The organism is Streptomyces sp. NPDC101194 (genome assembly GCF_044767885.1).
Taxonomy (GTDB): domain Bacteria; phylum Actinomycetota; class Actinomycetes; order Streptomycetales; family Streptomycetaceae; genus Streptomyces.
In genome coordinates, this window is sequence record NZ_JBIWOS010000013.1 from 129099 (window position 1) to 146087 (window position 16989).

The window sequence follows — 16989 nt, forward strand, 5'->3', positions numbered from 1 at the left end:
TGCCGGGGTCCGTCCTCCCGCTCTCAGCGCTCGGGGCGCCCGGGCACGAAGCGCACCGACGGCCGCCCGTCGGGGCCGTCCGGCGCGATCCGTGCCCTGACCCGGTAGACGTCGGCGATGAGTTCCTCGGTGATCACTTCCGAGGGGGTTCCGGCGGCCACCACGCGCCCCTGCTTCATGACGACGATCCGGTCGCAGAACATCGCGGCCAGATTGAGGTCGTGCAGAGCGATCACACCGGTGAGGGGCAACGAGGCGATCAGCGACATCAGTTCCAGCTGGTGCTGGATGTCCAGGTGGTTCGTCGGCTCGTCGAGCAGCAGTTCACGCGGTCGCTGAGCCAGTGCGCGCGCGATCTGGACCCTTTGCCGCTCGCCTCCGGACAGGGTGTGCCAGGACTGGCCGCAGCGGTCGGCGAGACCGGTCCGCTCCAGGGCTTCGCGCACGGCCTCGTCGTCCGCCCGGCCGGGCGCCGCCCAGGCCCTGCGGTGCGGGATGCGGCCGAGTCGCACCACGTCCAGAACGCTCAGCTCGACCTGGGTCACGGCGTGCTGGTCGACCACGGCGATCCTTCGCGCCACCGTTCGGCGGCCGATCTCGTCGAGCCGTCGGCCGTCGAGGGTGACCACGCCCGTCTCCGGGGCGAGGACTCCGGCGAGCACCCGCAGGAGAGTCGACTTGCCGGATCCGTTCGGCCCGATCAGCCCGACGGTGGCGCCGGGCGGCGGGGCGAGGTGGACCCCGTCGAGGACGAGCCGGCCGCCCGCCTCCCGACTGACCCGCTCGGCCCGAAGCCCCGGCGTGGCTCCGCTCGTCATGCGATCCTCCTGGTGCGGTACAGGACCAGGACGAACGCGGGAACACCGATGAGGGCGGTGACGACGCCGACCGGTACCTCCTGCGGGTCGAGGACCGTCCTGGCCAGGGTGTCGACCCAGACCAGGAACACGGCCCCGGCCAGGGCCGTGACCGGCAGCAAGCGCCGGTGACCGGAGCCCGCGAGCGCACGGGCGGCGTGCGGCAGCACCAGGCCGACGAAGCCGATGGCTCCGGCCGAGCTGACCAGCGCGGCGGTCAGCAGCGCGGTCGTGCACAGCAGCACGATCCGGGTGCGCGCGACATGGACGCCCAGCGCGGCCGCGGCGTCCTGGCCGAACGCGAAGGCGTCGAGTGTACGGGCGTGTCCCAGGCAGATGAGCAGCGTCACGACGAGAACGGCGGAGCAGACCCACACATCGCTCCAACCGACTCCGCCGAGCGAGCCCAGCAGCCAGAACAACACCCCGCGGGTCTGCTCGGCGTCGGCGGAGGTCATCACGACGAAGGAGGTGAGCGCGGAGAACAGTTGCATGGCCGCGACACCGGAGAGGACGACCCGGTCGGTCGTGCCGCCCAGGGTGTGGCTGAGCAGCAGGACGAGGGCGAACGAGCACAGGGCGCCGATGAACGCGCCTGTCGAGATCGACACCGCTCCCCCGCCGACGCCGAGGACGACGACCACGACCGCGCCGGTCGACGCACCGGAGGAGACGCCGAGGACGAACGGGTCGGCGAGCGGGTTGCGGAGCAGGGACTGCATGACGGTGCCGCAGACCGCGAGCCCGGCGCCGCACACCGCGGCGAGCAGGGTGCGCGGCATGCGCAGGTTCCAGACGATGCCGTCCCGGATCGGCGTGAGCCGTGATCGGCCCCAGCCGAGGTGGGAGGCCGTCGTGGACCAGACGTCGGCGACGGAGATACGGGCGGGGCCGATGGTGACGGCGATCGCGACGGACAGCACGAGCAGCGCGATGCCGCAGCCCCACAGGACTCCGCCGCGCAGCTTCCGCGGACCCGTCGCGCCGCCCACGCCGGTCGCGGAGGTCCGTGACGTGTCCGGGGCCGCGGCGCGTCCGGTGTCCGTCATCCCGCGAGCCCGAAGGCGCGCAGCCCGGCGGCGACGCGTTCCACGCCCTCGACCGTCCGGATGGACGGGTTCATGGCCTGGCCGCTCAGCAGGACGTACCGCCGGTGCCTGACGGCGTCCATGTTCTTGGTGACGGGGTTGGACTCCAGGAATTCGATCTTCTTCGCGGCGCTCTCGGCGGTCTGTGCCTTACGGGTCAGGTCACCGATGACCAGGACGTCGGGGTTGCGGTCGGCGACGGTCTCCCAGCTGATCTGGGGCCATTCGTCCCGGGTGTCGTCGAAGACGTTCTTGGCGCCGAGCTCCCGGGTGATGATGCCGGGTGCTCCGCAGCAGCCGGCCAGGTACGGGGCCTTGGAGTCGGAGAACCAGTAGAGGATGGTGGCGTCGGAGGCGTCGACGCCCTCGGCCGCCTTCTTCACCCGGGCCCGCAGTTGCGCCACGAGCCTGTCGCCGCGCTCGGCCACGCCGAACACCCTGGCCAGTTCGCGCACCTCGTCGTAGACGCTGTCCATGGTCAGCGGCTCGGTACGGGCGCCGTCGCCGCTGCCGCTGTTGTCCTTGCCGGTGCAGTCGGCGGGCGAGACATAGGTGGGGACCCCGAGTTCCTCGAACTGTTCGCGCGGGGCGACGCCGCCCTTGGCGAGCGTCGACTCGAACGACGCGCTGACGAAGTCGGGCTCCTGGTCGAGGACCTTCTCCGACGACGGCCGGTTGTCCGCGATCCTCGGGACCCCGGCATTGGCCTTCTCCAGCCCCTTCATCACCGGGTCGGTCCAGGTCGCGGTGGCGGCCAGCCGGTCGGCGAGGCCGAGGGAGAGCAGGATCTCCGTCGATCCCTGGTCGACCGACACGGCGCGCCGCGGTGCGGATTCGACGGTGACGGTGCGTCCGCAGTTCCTCAACGTCACCGGGTATCCGTCGGTGGAACCGGGCTTCGCGACGGAATCGCTTGTTCCGCCCCCGCAGGCGGTCAGCAGGACGAGTCCCGCCGCGAGCGCGGCCATGGTGCGGACGGGGTCGGATATGGACGGCACAAAGTCCCTCTGCGTCTCTGGGCCCATACGCGGAGCCCGTTGCACGGCGTCCTGCGCCCGGTACCGGGCGCAGGTGCCAGCAGGTCTTCGGACTCGGGTTCCTGCGGACGGGACGCCTTCCCAGGACACCCGAGGGTGTTCCCAGTGGCCGTGGCCCCGCCCGTCCCCCTCACCGCTGCGCGTCAGTTCCGGATTCTCACCGGATTCCCTGACCCCTTCGTGGAGTTCGACTGGCCCCGGCAAGCTATCACGGGCCTCCGCGCAGCTCACGGGCGGTGTGGCCGGTGGTACGCCGGGCCGTTTCCCGTCGCACCACCTGCCTGGTGCTACGGGCGCTGAAGAGCGATCACGGCGTTGTGTCCGCCGAATCCGAAGGAGTGGCTGACGGCACGCCGGACGGGCTGTCGCAGCGGGGACCTGGTGACGCAGTTGATGTCGAACTCGGGTGCCGGTGCGTCCAGGTTGGCGATCGGCGGCACGATTCCGCGTTGCAGCGTCAGGACGGTCAGTGCGGCCTCGATCGCTCCGGCCGCCCCCATGCAGTGCCCCAGGACGCCCTTCGGGGCGGTGACGGGCGGCCGGTGCGGGTAGACCCCGGCGATGAGGGCGGCCTCGGTGGCGTCGTTGGCCGGGGTGGCCGTGCCGTGTGCGTTGACGTGCTCGACGTCTCCCGCCTCCCACCCGGCGTCGCGCAGCGCGATCTCCACCGCCGTCCGGGCCACCACGCCGGACGGATGCGGACTGATGGGATGGTGGGCGTCGGTGGTGGCCCCGGCGCCCGCGACCAGCGCCCGCGGTGCCGTGCCCCGGGCACGGGCGTCGTCCGCCCGTTCCAGCACCATGACGGCGGCACCCTCGCCCATGACCAGCCCGGCCCGGTCGGCGGCGAAGGGCCGGCACAGCCCGGTCGCGTCGCCGTCGCGCCGGGCCCCGGCTCCGGACCGGGCGAACCCGGCCATGGCGGCGGGATAGACGATCGACTCGGTGGCTCCTGCGATCGCGATGTCGCACTGCCCGGTGACCAGCAGATCCCGGGCGACGGACAGGGCCGTGACGCCGGACGAACAGGCGGTGCACGGCGCCATGCTGGGACCGGTCGCCCGCAGCTGGATCGCGATCTCGGCCGCCGGCATGTTCGGAATGGTGAGCAGGATGCCCGACGGCGAGGTGGCGTCAGGTCCGAGCCGGTCGAGCACGACGGCCTGCTCGGTCAGCGAGGCGGAGCCCCCGCTGCTGGTGCCGACGACCACCGCGACCCTGCCGCCCTCCCACTCCGCCGGGTCGAGCCCGGCGTCGGCGACCGCCTCCCGCGCGGCGAGAACGGCGAACTTGGTGTACCTCCCCATCCGGAACGAGGTGCGTCCACCGATCGCTGCGTCCAGATCGATTCCGTCGACCGTGCAGGCGAAGTCGATCGCGCAGCCTTCGAGTGCCGCGACGGTACGCACCGGCGAGATTCCGGCACACACGCCCTTCCAGGTGGATTCGGTGTCGTTGCCGACCGGGGTGATCATGCCCAGGCCGGTGACGGCGATGGCGGGCCTGCTCATCGGGCGTTGCTCATCGGTGCCGCACCGCTCACCGGCGACCCGCCGTCGGCCCCGTCGATGAATCGCGTGATCTCGGCCAGGGTGGCGCCCTTGGGGAGATTGTCGAAGTCTCCCCGGCCACCCAGCGTCTCCCTGATCAGTACGGCGAACTCGGCGACGGCGAGGGAGTCCATCTCCAGGCTGTCCATCGTGGAATCCGGACGGATCTCGGCGGCGGGCACTTTGAAGGTGTGCGTCAGAACCTCGGTGATCTTGGGATGAATCGCACTCATGAGCTTCCTCTCCATCATTCGGTACGACTGCCGGTGACGGCGGGGGCACCGTCCCGACGCCGAATCAACTGGGTGACGTGTCTCCAGTTACGCCTTGTGCCGAACCGATTCGCCACCGCCCTGCCGCGGCTGCGTGCACCACCGGGACAGGACGGCTGCCGTACCCCAGAAGACCAGCAGCACAGCGCGGACACCGAGGGTTCCGGCCGCCTCCCGCACCGAGCGGGATGGCACAGCTGTTCCCGTTCCTGTCACGGCCCTCACCGCTCCCCCCGAGCCGTCGCCCGGCCCCCGTCCGGCCGCCAGCCGGCCTCCGGATCGTCGTACGCCTCGACGTAGTCGGCCCCCGCGATGGGCCAGTCGGCGAGCAGTTCCGGCGGCAGCGCGAAGGAGTCCACGAGGGAGGGCAGATGAGCGGCGACGGCGGTGATCAGTCGGTCCACGGCGTCCGGCAGATCATTGACCTGATCAACCGTCAGATGTCCTGCGGCCAGCAGGTCACCGCTGTTCCGCGAGATCCGGTCGAGTGCGAACAGCCTCTGCAGGTCGATCAGTCGCTCACGGGCGGGACCCTCCGGAAGACCGGTCACCGCGTCCGTGTACGCCTCGGCCGCCTGGCAGTGGGCGTGCGCCTCGACACCACGCAGGGCCGGGCCGGACGCGGCGTTCCACCGTCCCAGCGGGTCGCCGTGCGGTGCGCGGCTCATGCGCTCCCTGGCCCGGCCGAACCAGATCCCCTCCAGGGCCGCCAGGAGCCCGCCGAGGAACCGGGGGTCGTCGAGGTCGCCGGATTGCCCGCCGGGCGGAGCACCGTGCCCGGCCGGTTCGGCGGCGAGGAGCATTTCCGCGGCGGCCTTGGCGTGGATGGCCAGGTTGTCGCCCTCCGCCGTGATGGCGCCTTCCACCCCGGTGATGAGTTCGCTCATGCCGTTGTGTTCCAGAAGCCCCTGCGCACCGCACCGTTCGCGGCATTCGACGATCACGGACCTGGCCTGCCAGGTGATCCACCCCTTCGCGACGGCGACCAGTCGTTCCGCCTCCTCGCGGTCCGGACCCGATCCGTCCGCCCACGCCTCCCAGCGGTCCAGGGCCCGGCGGTGCAGCAGGCTCATCGCGAAGACGGTGGCCATGGCGCGGGCGAGCGGGCCGTGGTGGCTGCGGTGGGCGATCACCGGCACGCTACGGGAGCCGCGGGGCCCGGAGATGTACCGGTGGCCGCCGTAGCGCACGGCGACCGCGAGCGTCGCGCGGGCGCAGCCGACCGCGCAGGCGCTCATCGAGATCTTGCCGGAGGTGACGCGTCCGATCGAAGCGAGGAGTCGGCGCCTGCGATTGCCGACGGCACTGCTGAACTCGCCGTCGTCACCGATCCGTCCGTGGTCCCCGCCGAGCAACGCGTCGCGTGCCACGAAGACCTCGTCGAAGGAGGTCAGGCAGTGGTCCACGGGGCTCCCCGTGCGCGTGGGAAGCCTGCGGACCCGCACCCCGGGCAGGGCCCGGGCGGCGTCGGTGAGCGGTACGAGGAAGAGGAAGACCCCGTGATCGGTGCCGTCGACGAGCAGACGCGCGGCCACGAGCCCCGTCTTGGGCCCACCCGCCGGACTGGTGTTGGGCATGAACTTCTGGGCGCCCGCGTGAGGCGTGCGCAGAACGAACCCGTCGCGTTCGCGGTCGTAGGCGGCCGTGGTCTCGACGGCGGCCGCGTCGTTGCCGTGCGCCACCTCCGTGCAGAGAAAGGTGCCGACGCTCCGCAGCCGCAGGAAGTCCGACAGATCACGCCGTCCGTCGCCGTCGTGGTCGAGGAGGCTGCCGAGAAAGAGGTTGTAGTGGATGCCCGCCACCGTGGTCAGTGCCGGGTCGACCGGGCCGAGCCATTCGTGCAGGGCCGCGAGGGCCCGCGGGTCGGCGGCGAGCCGGGCGCCGCTGTCCAGGCAGTCGTTGAGGATCCGGAGTCGCTCGTAGGCGAGTCGCAGGCGCTCCTCGGGAGTGCGGCGGTCCGGCCGGCGGAACGGTTCCGTGCTGATCAGCCGCTGCCAGAACGCGTGCTCCCGGCGGAATCCGTCGCCGAGGAGCACGCCGGTGAGCAGGTCCGTGGATCGTTCGGCGGAGGGGCTGTCGATCGTTGCGGTCATGAGACGACAACGATCAGTCAACGGCGAGGACACCGGGGGCCGTCCGCGACCGGCCGTCCGTCTCGGCCCGCTGGAAGGCGAGCACGACGTTGTGTCCGCCGAAGCCGAAGGAGTGGCTGAGTGCCCGCTCGACGTCCTGCGTGCGGGGCTCCTTGACCACGCAGTCGAGGTCGGACCCGTCCGGCAGCGAGTCCAGATTGGCGATCGGCGGGACGAGAGCGTGCTCCAGGGTCAGTACGGTGGCCACCGCTTCGATCGCCCCGGCCGCGGCGAGGGTGTGCCCGAGCACGCCCTTGGGGGCGGTCACCGAGGGACGGTGGGGGAAGAGTCCCGAGATGAGCGCGGTCTCCATCGCGTCGTTCAGCGGGGTCGACGTGCCGTGCGCATTGATGTGGTCGACGTCGTGGGCCGCCCAGCCCGCCTCGCGCAGAGCCGCGCCCACGGCCCTGCGCGCGCCCGCTCCGTCCGGATGCGGGGCCGTGGGGTGGTGGGCATCGGTGGCGGACCCCGTACCGGTGAGCAGGGCGCGCGGCCGTCCGCCGCGGGCGTGCGCGTCGGGCGTCCGCTCCAGCACGAGGACGGCGGCACCCTCGCCGATCACGAATCCGTCCCGGTCCGCGGCGAACGGCCGCGACGCCCCCGCCGGATCGTCGGTCCGCAGGGAGAGCGCGCCCATTGCCGCGAACCCACTCACCACCAGCGGAGTCAGCACGGACTCGGCGCCGCCCGCCACCACCACGTCGCACCGCCCGCTCGTCAGCAGGTCACGGGCCACGGCGATCGCGGTCGCCCCGGACGCGCACGCCGTGGCCGGTGCCAGGCTGGGGCCGTGGGCCCGCAACGCGATGGCGACCTCACCGGCGGCGGCGTTGGGCATCATCATCGGGACCAGGAGCGGCGACACCGCCTCCGGCCCGGCGTCGTCCAGCTTGCGCAGACTGTCGGCGAGCACGGACACCCCGCCGACGCCGACACCCAGCACCACCCCCACCCGGTCGCCGTCCCAGCGCTCCGGTGACAGTCCCGCGTCCGCCACGGCCTGCCGGGCCGCGACCAGCGCCATCTTCACGAACCTCGCCATCCGCCACACCGAGCGTCCACCGACGGCCTCGTCCAGGTCGATCCCGTCCACCGGGCAGGCGAAGTCGACCGGCAGCCCGGCCAGTTCGTCGCAGCCGCGGGCCATGGAATCGCCCTCGCACAGTCCCGCCCAGAAGGTGCGCTCGTCCGCGCCCGCAGGGCTCACCACCCCCACGCCCGTCACCGCGACACCCGCATCGGTCCGCCCCATGTTCCGCCCCCTCCTCGTAATCGATCACGTCCACCGGTTGTCGAACGGCAGTAGCCCCGGTGAGGATGCGCCCACTGGGCCGAACGGGTCACCGCCGCGCCGAATGGACCGGGTCCCGCCGCGCGTCCGGTGACCGTGTTCCCCCGTCCGCAGCAGTCCGCCGCGCTGCGCGCACCGGCAGGGCATCCCCTGGGGACATGGAAGCGGACGGCGATCGGCCGGAGTCCCCGGAGGCAGGCTCGGAACTGGCGGCGCTGCGCGCCAGGGTGGCTGCGCTGGAGGCCCGTCACCCCGAGCGGCACCGCCCGCGGGCCCGTTCGTTCCTCGCGGCGCTGCTCATCGTCGTCGCGGCCGTCCTCACACCGCTGAGCATCGTGTCCACCTGGGCGAAGGACCAGCTCGGCGACACCGACAACTACGTGGCGATGATGGCGCCGCTCGCATCCGACCTCGATGTGCAGACCGCGGTGACCGACCGCGTCACCGACGCCGTCATGAAGCACCTCGACGTGAAGGCGCTGCTGGCCGACGTCGCCCCCGCGGACCGGCCCGTGGTCGACAAGGCCCTCGGGCGGCTGAGTGGCCCCGTCACCACGGGAGTCTCGGAATTCGTTCACCGAACCGCCGAGAGGTTGGTCGCCAGCGACGCCTTCGAGACGATCTGGACCGACCTCAACCGGACCGCCCAGTCCGCGACGCTGAAGGCTCTGACCGGGAGCGGCAGCGGTGCGGTGAAGCTCAGCAGCAACACCGTCACCATCGACCTGGCGCCCGTGATCGACCGGCTGAAACACAACCTCGTCGATCGGGGGCTGGGGATCGCCGCGAAGATCCCCGAGATCCACACCGACTTCACGGTGCTGACCTCCGAATCCGTCGGCAGGACCAAGAAGTGGTTCCGGGCCCTGCAGATCATCGGCTTCTGGCTGCCCCTGGTCGCTCTGGCATCGGCCGCGGGCGGGGTGCTTCTCGCGGTGCGCCGCCGCCGCGCGCTGATCACGACGGCACTGGCGGTCGCCGCGGGTGCCGCGGTGCTCGGGCTGGTCGTGTGGCTGGGCCGGGCGTTCTATCTGGACAGTCTTCCGCCCGAGGTGTCGCAGCCGGCGGCCGGTTCCGTCTTCGACGCCCTGGCCGGCCCCGTACGCACCCTGGTCAGGCTGGTGATCACCCTCGGCATCGTGGTGGCTCTCGTGGCGTGGCTCATCGGCGACGGCCGCGTCCCCACCCGTGTCAAGGCCATGTGGGGCGACGGCATCGGCGCCGTGCGGGACGCGGCCGGCTTCACCGGCGGCCCGGTCGGCAGGTGGGTGCACCGGACCAAGGCCTGGCTGAATTGGACGGTGGTCGTGGTGGCCGCGGCGGTCCTGGTGGCGTGGGACCGGCCGACGGGCCTGGTCACCGTGTGGATCGCGCTGAGCGCGCTGTTCGCCCTCGCCGTCGTCGAGTTCCTCGACGACGACAGCGGGCCCCGGCCCGTCGCGCCCGGGTGAGCAACGGCTCCTCGGGGCGCGGCCGACGATCCGTGCACCGTGCGGGCCGGATGTCCCCTGCCGAGCACCGGCCCGACGGCGGGGGCTGCGCGCCGCCCCGTCCCGGTCCGACGGGACTGGCGCCGACAGCAGGCCGGGCCGCGATCCGGCGGGAGCGCGGCGGCACCGTCGTGGTCAGCACCCGGCGAGCGCCGCCTTCAGCTCAGCCTCGTCCGGCGGGTTGGCGCCGGACCGTGCCACGGTGACGGCGGCGCAGGCCGCGGCGTGACGCAGGACATCGGTCACCGTTGCCTCGTCCACCGAGCGCAGCCGTTCCCGGCCGTCCGTGCCGAGCAGCCCGTGCGAGGCGAGGGCGTGCAAGGTGCCCGACATGAAGGCGTCGCCGGCCCCCACGGTGTCCACGACGACGGTGGGCAGCGCCTCGACCGCAACCTTCCCGCCGGGAACGACGGCCAACGCGCCATCGCCTCCCCGGGTGACCAGGACGACGGCCGGGCCGGCGGCGAGCCACCGCTCGGCGACCTGTTCCGGCTCCTGACCTGGATACAGCCACTGCAGGTCCTCGTCGCTGGCCTTGACCACATCGCTGAGTGCGACGCACCGCTCGACCTTGCGGACGGCCGCGTCGTGGTCCCCCATCAGCTCGGGCCGGACATTGGGGTCGTAGCTGACGGTCGCGGACGTCCGCAGCGATTCGACGGCGGCGAGGACGGTGGCCGCTCCGGGCTCCCTCACCGTCGCGATGGACCCGGTGTGGACGTGGTGGGGCGTCCGGTCCAGGGAGACCGGGGCCAGCGTCCAGGTGATCTCGAAGGTGTACGCCGCCCGGCCGGCCCGGTCCAGGGTCACGGCGGCGGCCGGGGTGGGAGCCGTGGCGCCGTCCGTGCGGACCTCGACCCCGCCGCCGGCCAGGTGGTCCCTGATCAGCCGGCCGTTGTCGTCCGGGCCGAGCTGGGTGAGCAGCGTGGCACCGTGCCCGAGCCTGGCCAGGCCGTACGCCACATTGGCCGGGCTGCCACCTGGGTGGACCTGATCGGGCGCGCCCGGCAGCCGCACAATGTCGGCGACGCATTCACCGATGACCAGCAGGTCGAGTCTGTCGAGCATGGGGGTGGGGTCTCCTGGAGTGCGGCGACGAAGGGGGCCCGGTGGGCGGTGCGGCCTCCGAACACATTGAGCCCGATCCTGCCTCATGCCCGAGGGCTGCGGTCGCCGTGGCCCGGATCCGGCGCGATCGTCGGTCCGGTACGGATCAGCGGGCACACGTCGGCGAGTGCGGTCGTCCGTCCGCCGTCCCCGCGGAGGAACCGGGCCGTCCGCAGGTTCGGGGCGAGGCCGACGGCGTACCCGTCGGCCGTCACGGGCGGGGCCCGGAGCCGCGTCGATCCGGTGCCGTCCGGGCCGCCGGACCCGACGGTTGCGGTCGGTTCCGGGTCGCCGGTACGAGAGGTCGGCCGAAGACGTCAGGAGGGGTGACCGACAAAGTCCCCCACCCCTCCAAAGGCGCATGCCAGGGGGCGGGGGACTCGGGTCGCGGCGCGGCCTGCCGGGGAAGGCGGACGGGCGTGCTCGGGTGCTCACGCGGGCACTTCCCGGACAAGGGCCTCCCGTCGGGGGCCGTGCGGGCCCCGTACGTGGGTCAGGGGGCGTCCTTGCGTCCCTCCTCACCGTACCGGCGCTCGAATTTGGCGACCTGTCCCTCGGAGTCGACCACCCGGGCCTTACCGGTGAAGAAGGGATGGCTCTGCGCGGAGATCTCCACGTCGATGACGGGGTAGCTGTTGCCGTCGTCCCAGTCGATCGTCTGCTCGCTCGATGCGGTGGACCGGGTCAGAAAGGCGTAACCCGCCGAACGGTCCCGGAAGACGACGGGACGGTAGGGCGGGTGTTTGTCCTGCTGCATGCCTGCTCCTGGGGACGTGCGATGTCGGCTCGGGGCACTCCTGGCCAGCCTCGCGAACCAGGGCGGCCCGCGCGATCGGAAGCGTCCGTACGGGGCATCGGCAGACACGCGCCGTGCGGCGGGCGGGGCGGCGAAGCTCTGCGGCCGAGCACGTCATCGCCGATGGGCGGCGGCCTCCAGCGCGTCGGCCACGAGCGTCAGGAACATCGCGTGGGCCTGCGGGCTGCAGACCGGTTCCGGGTTCCAGGGCAGCACGTCCGCTCCCTGTTCGATCGCCGACCACGCATCGCCGGTGCGGAGCTCGTCGACAGAGGTGGCGTTGGACCGGATGTCGGTGAGCACGACGGCCGGGCGCAGAGCCGCGGCCTCCGCCCAGCCGACCGTCGACCAGTTCGCGCCGGGCCCCTCGGCCGGTTCCACGAGGTCGACGCCGAGCTCGGCCAGCGCACGCAGCTCCGGCCACATGCCGGGGCGGGCGAGATGCGCCCGGTCCCGACCGGCCGGGGAGAGGGCGAGCACCCGGGGCCGCTCCGCTCCGGCGGCGAGTGCGCGCAGCCGGTCCCGGGCGGCGTCCAGGTCCCGTGCCGCCGACGCGGGCTCCTCGGCGCCGAGCGAACGGGCCAGCCGTGCGAAGCATGCACCGATCTCCGGGAGCGTGCGCGCCTGCCCCACGTCGACGACGACGACCGGGACGTGTTCCTCCAGATGCTTGGCGGTCTCCGGGGCGAGCCCGTAGACATGACCGCCGCCGTAACTGACGGCCACGACGAGGTCCGGCTCGGCGCCCAGCAGGGTGTCCACGTCCAGGGCGCCGCCCGCGCCGAGATAGCGCACCTCGGTCAACGGCAGTGAGCCGGTCTTCGCCGTGTCCGGTACGGCGTGGTCGTCGTGATCGGAGCCGAATATCGCACTCGGGCGTATGCCCTGGTCCCACAGGGACGCCCCGGCCTGGACGTAGGCGAGCACCCGCACCGGGCACCGCTCCGCGGTCGACGACTGTCCACGATCGTCGGAGAACTGCCACACGGTCTGCTCCCTCATGTCACACGCCCCTCGGCACCGGCCGGTTCGCCCCTTTTCCCGGGTCGTACATCAGTACCTGCCCACCGGACATCCGCGACACCCTCTCCGCGGCCGGTCCGGCGCGGATGACGCGAAGACGCCCGCGCATGGCCGGGACCGGCACCCCGTCGGTGTGCGTGCGGCGCACCGTGCGCGTGCGCGCGGGGCATCACCCCCGCCGAGCCCGGTGGTCCGTCACAGGTCCGGTGCGGTGCCGCGTCCCAGATGGGTGAGGGGCCCGGGGTCGGGTACCCGGATCTCGCCGAAGCCGAGCCGGTCGTAGAACGCCCTGGCCGGGGTGTTGGCGGTGAGCATCGAGAGATGCACCGCCGCGACTCCCTTGCCCCGCAGTGCGGCCAGGAACGTGCGCATCAGCACTCTGCCGTACCCCTTCCGCTGCCAGGCGGGCAGCAGATCGATGTGCAAGTGCGCGGGATGGTCGGCGAGTTCGGGGAGAATCATCCGCTCCGGGGTGTGCAGAAGCCCGGCCATCTCCTCGCCGGGGGTGCGCGGTGTGCCGTCCGGTGCCGGGAAACGGTCCCGGACGAGGGGCAGCCATCGCCTGCGGAACTCCCGCACGAACCGGGGCGTGTCGGCGGTACCCAGGATGTATCCGACCGCCCGGCCCGTACCGTCGTCGATCACGAAGGCCAGGTCGGGTTCGAGGTACGCGTACGGGGCGGCGAAGATCGACGGGACCAGCTCCGGGTCCGGGTACAGATGCCGGGAGTCGCCACCGTTGTCGGCCGTGCGGACGCAGATGTCCGCGAGGGCCGCACGGTCGTCGGGGCGGTAGGCCCGTAAGCGGGCGGGCTCGTTCATCGGCTCATCCTGCCGGGATTGGGAGCGCTCCCACAAGTCACGCGCGGAAAATCCTCGAACCCGGGGCCGTGTTCCGTGTCGATCCGGGCGGCGGCCGTTCGTATAGAGGGTGTGACGCCGGCACGGCGCCGGCGTCGTGTCCGAGGAGGAACATCATGAAGCACTACCTGCTCAGCGTGGTCACACCCGCCGGGGGCGAGCCGCCCTCCCCCGAGGTGCTGGAAAGGATCATGCGGAACGTGGACGGCTTCCACCAGGAGCTCCGGCGGGCCGGGGCCTGGGTGTTCGCCGGCGGACTGAGCGCCCCGGCCACGGCCACGGTCGTGCGGGCGACGGGCGGCGACACGCTGCTCACCGACGGCCCGTACATCGAGGGGAAGGAGTACCTCGGCGGGCTGTGCATCATCAAGGCACCCGATCTCGACGCCGCCCTCGCATGGGGCCGCAAGGCCGCGCAGGCGATCACACTGCCCATCGAGGTTCGGCCGTTCGAGGGGGAGGCGGAGGACTGAGGACGGTCTTCCGGATCGAGCCGGTTCAGGGTCGGGCCGGACCGGCGGGCGGGGCCCCGTGCCGTGGGCCGTGCGGCGGAGGAGGCGGCCGGACGGGGCCCCTGCTCGAACGGGGCCGAGCGCTCGGACGGGACGCCCTCGCGACCGAAGGCGGCGCGGCCGGGCGCGGCGCCGATCCACGCGAGCCGGGCCTGATCCGAACGAGAGGCCCGGGCTCAGCCCGCATCCACTCCCAGCCCGGTCAGGAACGCCGCGGCGGCCGGGGTGGGTCGGAAGCGGCTCCAGACCAGCCGCTCCGTGCGTGCGGGCGCGTCACGGACGGACAGCACCTGTACTCCGGTCAGTTCCGCCGCGAAGGCGGAAGGCAGCATGGCGATCCCGAGCCCACTGCGGACCAGCCGGACGATGAAGTCGGTGCCGCTGACCTCGAACGCCACCTCGCGGGTGAGGCCCATCGCCGCGAACGCCTCCTCCGACTGGGCGCGGGCCGCGGTGCCGTCGGGGTAGTCGACGAACATCTCCTTCGCCAGCCGCTCCAGGCCCACTTCCGACTTCCCGGCCAGGGGGTGGGCGGGGGCGACCACGGCGACAAGTTCACCGGTGGCGAGTTCGTGATCGCTCACGCCCTTCGGCCGGTAGCGCGGCAGCACACCCAGGAACGCCACGTCGAGCGCACCGTCCCGCACGTCCTGGACCAGGTCCTTGCTCGCCCCGTCCCGAAGGACGATGTGCACCTTCGGATAACGCAGATGGAACGCCCGCAGCGCCGCCGGGATGTCGACCGAGGCAATGGTCGGGATGGCTCCGACCGCGAGACGGCCGCGGACCTCCCCCGCCGTGGCGGCGACCTCGGCGCGGGCCCGCTCCGCCGCGTCGAGTGCCTGCCTGGCCTCCGGCAGGAACGCCTCGCCCGCCGCGCTGAGCCGCACCTGACGGCTCGTGCGGTCGAAGAGCCGGGCCCCCAGTTCCTTCTCCAGCCGGGCGATCTGATGACTCAACGCGGACTGGACGACGAGACAGCGCTTCGCCGCACGTGTGAAGCTGCCCAGTTCGGCCACCGCGACGACGTACCGCATCTGCTGAAGTTCCATCCATCCATCGTGAACCACGATCGATGAAATGAAAAACATGTGTTGGACTCATGGATGATGGATCCCCGAGGCTGAGGGGCATGGCTCATTCCACACACGGGACCCGCAGCACGACCGTCCCCCGCGTTCTCCCCGATCCGCCCGTCGCCGGCCGCGGCCTGGTCCTGCTGATGGCCGTCGCCGCCGGTCTCTCGGTCGCCGGGAACTACTTCGCGCAGCCGCTGCTCGACATCATCGAGCTGAATCTGCACATCGGCGTCACGGCGGCGGGCCTGATCGTGACCGCCGCCCAGGCCGGGTACGCATTGGGCCTGATCCTGCTCGTTCCCCTCGGGGACATCGTGGACCGCCGACGGCTCGCCGTTGCCCTCTTCGCGCTCACCGCCCTCTTCCTCCTGCTGACGGCCGCGGCGCCGTCCGGCCCCCTGCTGATCGCCGCGACCCTGCTCACCGCGCTGACCTCCGTCGGGGCCCAGGTCGTGGTGCCGTTCGCGGCGGCCCTCGCGGCGCCGGCCGAACGCGGCCGGACCGTCGGCGTCGTCATGTCCGGTGTCCTGCTCGGCGGGCTGTTCGGACGGCTGGCCTCCGGTGCGCTGTCCGAGCTCGGCGGCTGGCGGACCGTGTATGGGGTGAACGCGCTGCTCGTGGCCGTCATGGCGGTTCTTCTGCACAACCGGCTCCCCCGGCTGCCACGGCACCACGACGCGACCCCGATGCCGTACACCGGACTCCTGCGCTCCACGCTGGCCCTGCTGCGGCAGGAACCTCTGCTGCGCTGGCGGGCGGCCATCGGCGCGTTCTCCATGGCCTCGTACAGCGTGCAGCTGACGGCGCTGACGTTTCTGCTGACACGACCCCCCTTCGGCTGGAACGCGGCCGCGATCGGACTCTTCGGGCTGGTGGGCGTCATCGGAGTGGTGGGCATGAACTTCGCGGCCCGGTTGAGCGACCGCGGCCGGGTGCAGGCCGTGTCGGGAACGGCGGCCGCGCTCCTCACGCTCTCCTGGCTGCCCCTGCTGGCCGGCGAGTCCTCCCTGTTGTGGCTGGCGACCGGGGTGATCTCGCTGAACATCGCCCAGCAGGCGGGGCTCAACAGCGCCCAGAACGTGATCTACGGCCTCCGCCCGGAGGCCCGCAACCGGATCAACTCCGGTTTCATGACGGTCTTCTTCATGGGCGGGGCGACCGGAGCCGCACTCGCCTCGGTGGTCTGGTCGCGTGCGGGCTGGAGCGGCATCTGCCTCCTGGGCGGCGTGCTGGCCGCCGGAAGTCTCGTCCTGTGGGTACTGGAGCGCATCCGGATGGCCTCCCTCGCGCGTCGCGGGACCGGCGCCGTCATTCGTTGACGGTCGTCAGCAGCACCACGGCGTCCTCCAGCGCCAGCAGCCCGTGCCGCTCCTGCGGGATCGGGTGGAGTCCGCCGGTGCCCAGCTCCACGTCGCCCGAGCCCGCCGTGAGGCGCACCCTGCCGCGGAGCACCTGGAGGGAGGCCGCGGCGGGTGCGTTGTGCTCGTCCAGGGCGGAACCCGAGGTGAGGGCGATGACGGTCTGGCGCAGGGGTTCCTCGTGCAGCAGGCGGTGGGCGCTGCGGCCGTGCGGGGAGGTGCGGGCCGCGGCCAGATGCTCGTCGGCGAGGGCATTCAGATCGTCCATGTGCCCACTGTGCCGCAGCCCTCGTCCCCTCGCGATCCTGAGCGGCACCCACCGGCGTCGCCGATCGCCGGGGACCGGGAAGGGCGCTGCACCGGCATGCGGGGGCCGGGTGCCCCGGCGACGGCGCCGCGACGGTCGATCGGCGGAACGAGTGGCGCGGGGCCGCCGGGGCCCGGCGTGGACGCGCACCGGTCCGCGCCCCTTGACTGCCCGTGTGCCCGCTTCGGTGGCGGACGGTGCAGGTCCGCGACGCACGGGCAGTCGCCCT

The 16989-nt window shown here is 72.5% G+C and carries 16 protein-coding genes and 1 riboswitch; of the genes, 3 read left to right on the plus strand and 13 right to left on the minus strand.

Annotated features, from left to right (window positions below; translation table 11 throughout):
• Nucleotides 1-23: 23 nt before the first annotated feature.
• The 7 genes from ACIRP2_RS34880 to ACIRP2_RS34910 form a co-directional block, all read right to left on the minus strand.
• Nucleotides 24-818: an ABC transporter ATP-binding protein gene (locus ACIRP2_RS34880; RefSeq protein WP_404257460.1), complete on the minus strand. Its 795-nt coding sequence runs from the start codon at nt 816-818 to the stop codon at nt 24-26.
• Nucleotides 815-1906 (minus strand): FecCD family ABC transporter permease, encoded by a 1092-nt coding sequence (locus tag ACIRP2_RS34885; protein ID WP_404257462.1) that lies wholly within the window; start codon nt 1904-1906, stop codon nt 815-817. Before ACIRP2_RS34885 ends, ACIRP2_RS34880 begins: the two co-directional genes overlap by 4 nt.
• Nucleotides 1903-2913, minus strand: coding sequence for an ABC transporter substrate-binding protein (locus ACIRP2_RS34890; protein WP_404257685.1), 1011 nt, complete (start codon nt 2911-2913; stop codon nt 1903-1905). Before ACIRP2_RS34890 ends, ACIRP2_RS34885 begins: the two co-directional genes overlap by 4 nt.
• A 90-nt stretch (nt 2914-3003) precedes the next feature.
• A riboswitch (cobalamin riboswitch) is annotated at nt 3004-3193 on the minus strand.
• Nucleotides 3194-3269: 76 nt separating this feature from the next.
• Nucleotides 3270-4493 carry a beta-ketoacyl-[acyl-carrier-protein] synthase family protein gene (locus ACIRP2_RS34895; protein ID WP_404257464.1) on the minus strand — a complete coding sequence of 408 codons (1224 nt, stop codon included), beginning with the start codon at nt 4491-4493 and terminating at the stop codon, nt 3270-3272.
• Nucleotides 4490-4765: an acyl carrier protein gene (locus tag ACIRP2_RS34900; RefSeq protein ID WP_404257466.1), complete on the minus strand. Its 276-nt coding sequence runs from the start codon at nt 4763-4765 to the stop codon at nt 4490-4492. Before ACIRP2_RS34900 ends, ACIRP2_RS34895 begins: the two co-directional genes overlap by 4 nt.
• 260 nt (nt 4766-5025) lie before the next feature.
• Entirely contained in the window at nt 5026-6897 is a 1872-nt protein-coding gene (locus ACIRP2_RS34905; RefSeq protein WP_404257468.1) for an acyl-CoA dehydrogenase, read from the minus strand.
• A gap of 13 nt (nt 6898-6910) precedes the next feature.
• On the minus strand, nt 6911-8188 hold the full coding sequence (locus ACIRP2_RS34910) for a beta-ketoacyl-[acyl-carrier-protein] synthase family protein (RefSeq protein WP_404257470.1): 1278 nt from the start codon (nt 8186-8188) through the stop codon (nt 6911-6913).
• Nucleotides 8189-8385: 197 nt separating this feature from the next.
• On the opposite strand from ACIRP2_RS34910, the gene ACIRP2_RS34915 reads away from it, so the two are divergent.
• Entirely contained in the window at nt 8386-9678 is a 1293-nt protein-coding gene (locus ACIRP2_RS34915) for a hypothetical protein (protein ID WP_404257472.1), read from the plus strand.
• 174 nt (nt 9679-9852) lie between these two features.
• Here the strand turns inward: ACIRP2_RS34915 and ACIRP2_RS34920 are convergent, their stop codons facing one another.
• The 4 genes from ACIRP2_RS34920 to ACIRP2_RS34935 form a co-directional block, all read right to left on the minus strand.
• Nucleotides 9853-10785, minus strand: coding sequence for a carbohydrate kinase (locus ACIRP2_RS34920; protein WP_404257474.1), 933 nt, complete (start codon nt 10783-10785; stop codon nt 9853-9855).
• A 532-nt stretch (nt 10786-11317) separates the two neighbouring features.
• On the minus strand, nt 11318-11581 hold the full coding sequence (locus ACIRP2_RS34925) for a type B 50S ribosomal protein L31 (protein ID WP_404257476.1): 264 nt from the start codon (nt 11579-11581) through the stop codon (nt 11318-11320).
• A gap of 153 nt (nt 11582-11734) precedes the next feature.
• Nucleotides 11735-12622: an ABC transporter substrate-binding protein gene (locus ACIRP2_RS34930; protein ID WP_404257478.1), complete on the minus strand. Its 888-nt coding sequence runs from the start codon at nt 12620-12622 to the stop codon at nt 11735-11737.
• A gap of 216 nt (nt 12623-12838) precedes the next feature.
• On the minus strand, nt 12839-13465 hold the full coding sequence (locus tag ACIRP2_RS34935; RefSeq protein ID WP_404257480.1) for a GNAT family N-acetyltransferase: 627 nt from the start codon (nt 13463-13465) through the stop codon (nt 12839-12841).
• Between the two features lie 155 nt (nt 13466-13620).
• Between ACIRP2_RS34935 and ACIRP2_RS34940 the strand changes: the two genes are divergently transcribed.
• On the plus strand, nt 13621-13977 hold the full coding sequence (locus tag ACIRP2_RS34940; protein ID WP_404257482.1) for a YciI family protein: 357 nt from the start codon (nt 13621-13623) through the stop codon (nt 13975-13977).
• A 215-nt stretch (nt 13978-14192) separates the two neighbouring features.
• Here the strand turns inward: ACIRP2_RS34940 and ACIRP2_RS34945 are convergent, their stop codons facing one another.
• The gene (locus ACIRP2_RS34945; protein WP_404257484.1) at nt 14193-15068 is read right to left on the minus strand and encodes a LysR family transcriptional regulator; all 876 of its coding nucleotides are present in this window, start codon (nt 15066-15068) and stop codon (nt 14193-14195) included.
• Between the two features lie 80 nt (nt 15069-15148).
• On the opposite strand from ACIRP2_RS34945, the gene ACIRP2_RS34950 reads away from it, so the two are divergent.
• Nucleotides 15149-16414 carry an MFS transporter gene (locus tag ACIRP2_RS34950; RefSeq protein WP_404257486.1) on the plus strand — a complete coding sequence of 422 codons (1266 nt, stop codon included), beginning with the start codon at nt 15149-15151 and terminating at the stop codon, nt 16412-16414.
• Here ACIRP2_RS34950 and ACIRP2_RS34955 read toward each other — a convergent pair.
• Complete coding sequence (locus ACIRP2_RS34955) at nt 16404-16721, minus strand: cupin (RefSeq protein ID WP_404257488.1); 318 nt, start codon at nt 16719-16721, stop codon at nt 16404-16406. The genes ACIRP2_RS34950 and ACIRP2_RS34955 overlap by 11 nt on opposite strands.
• Nucleotides 16722-16989: the final 268 nt, after the last annotated feature.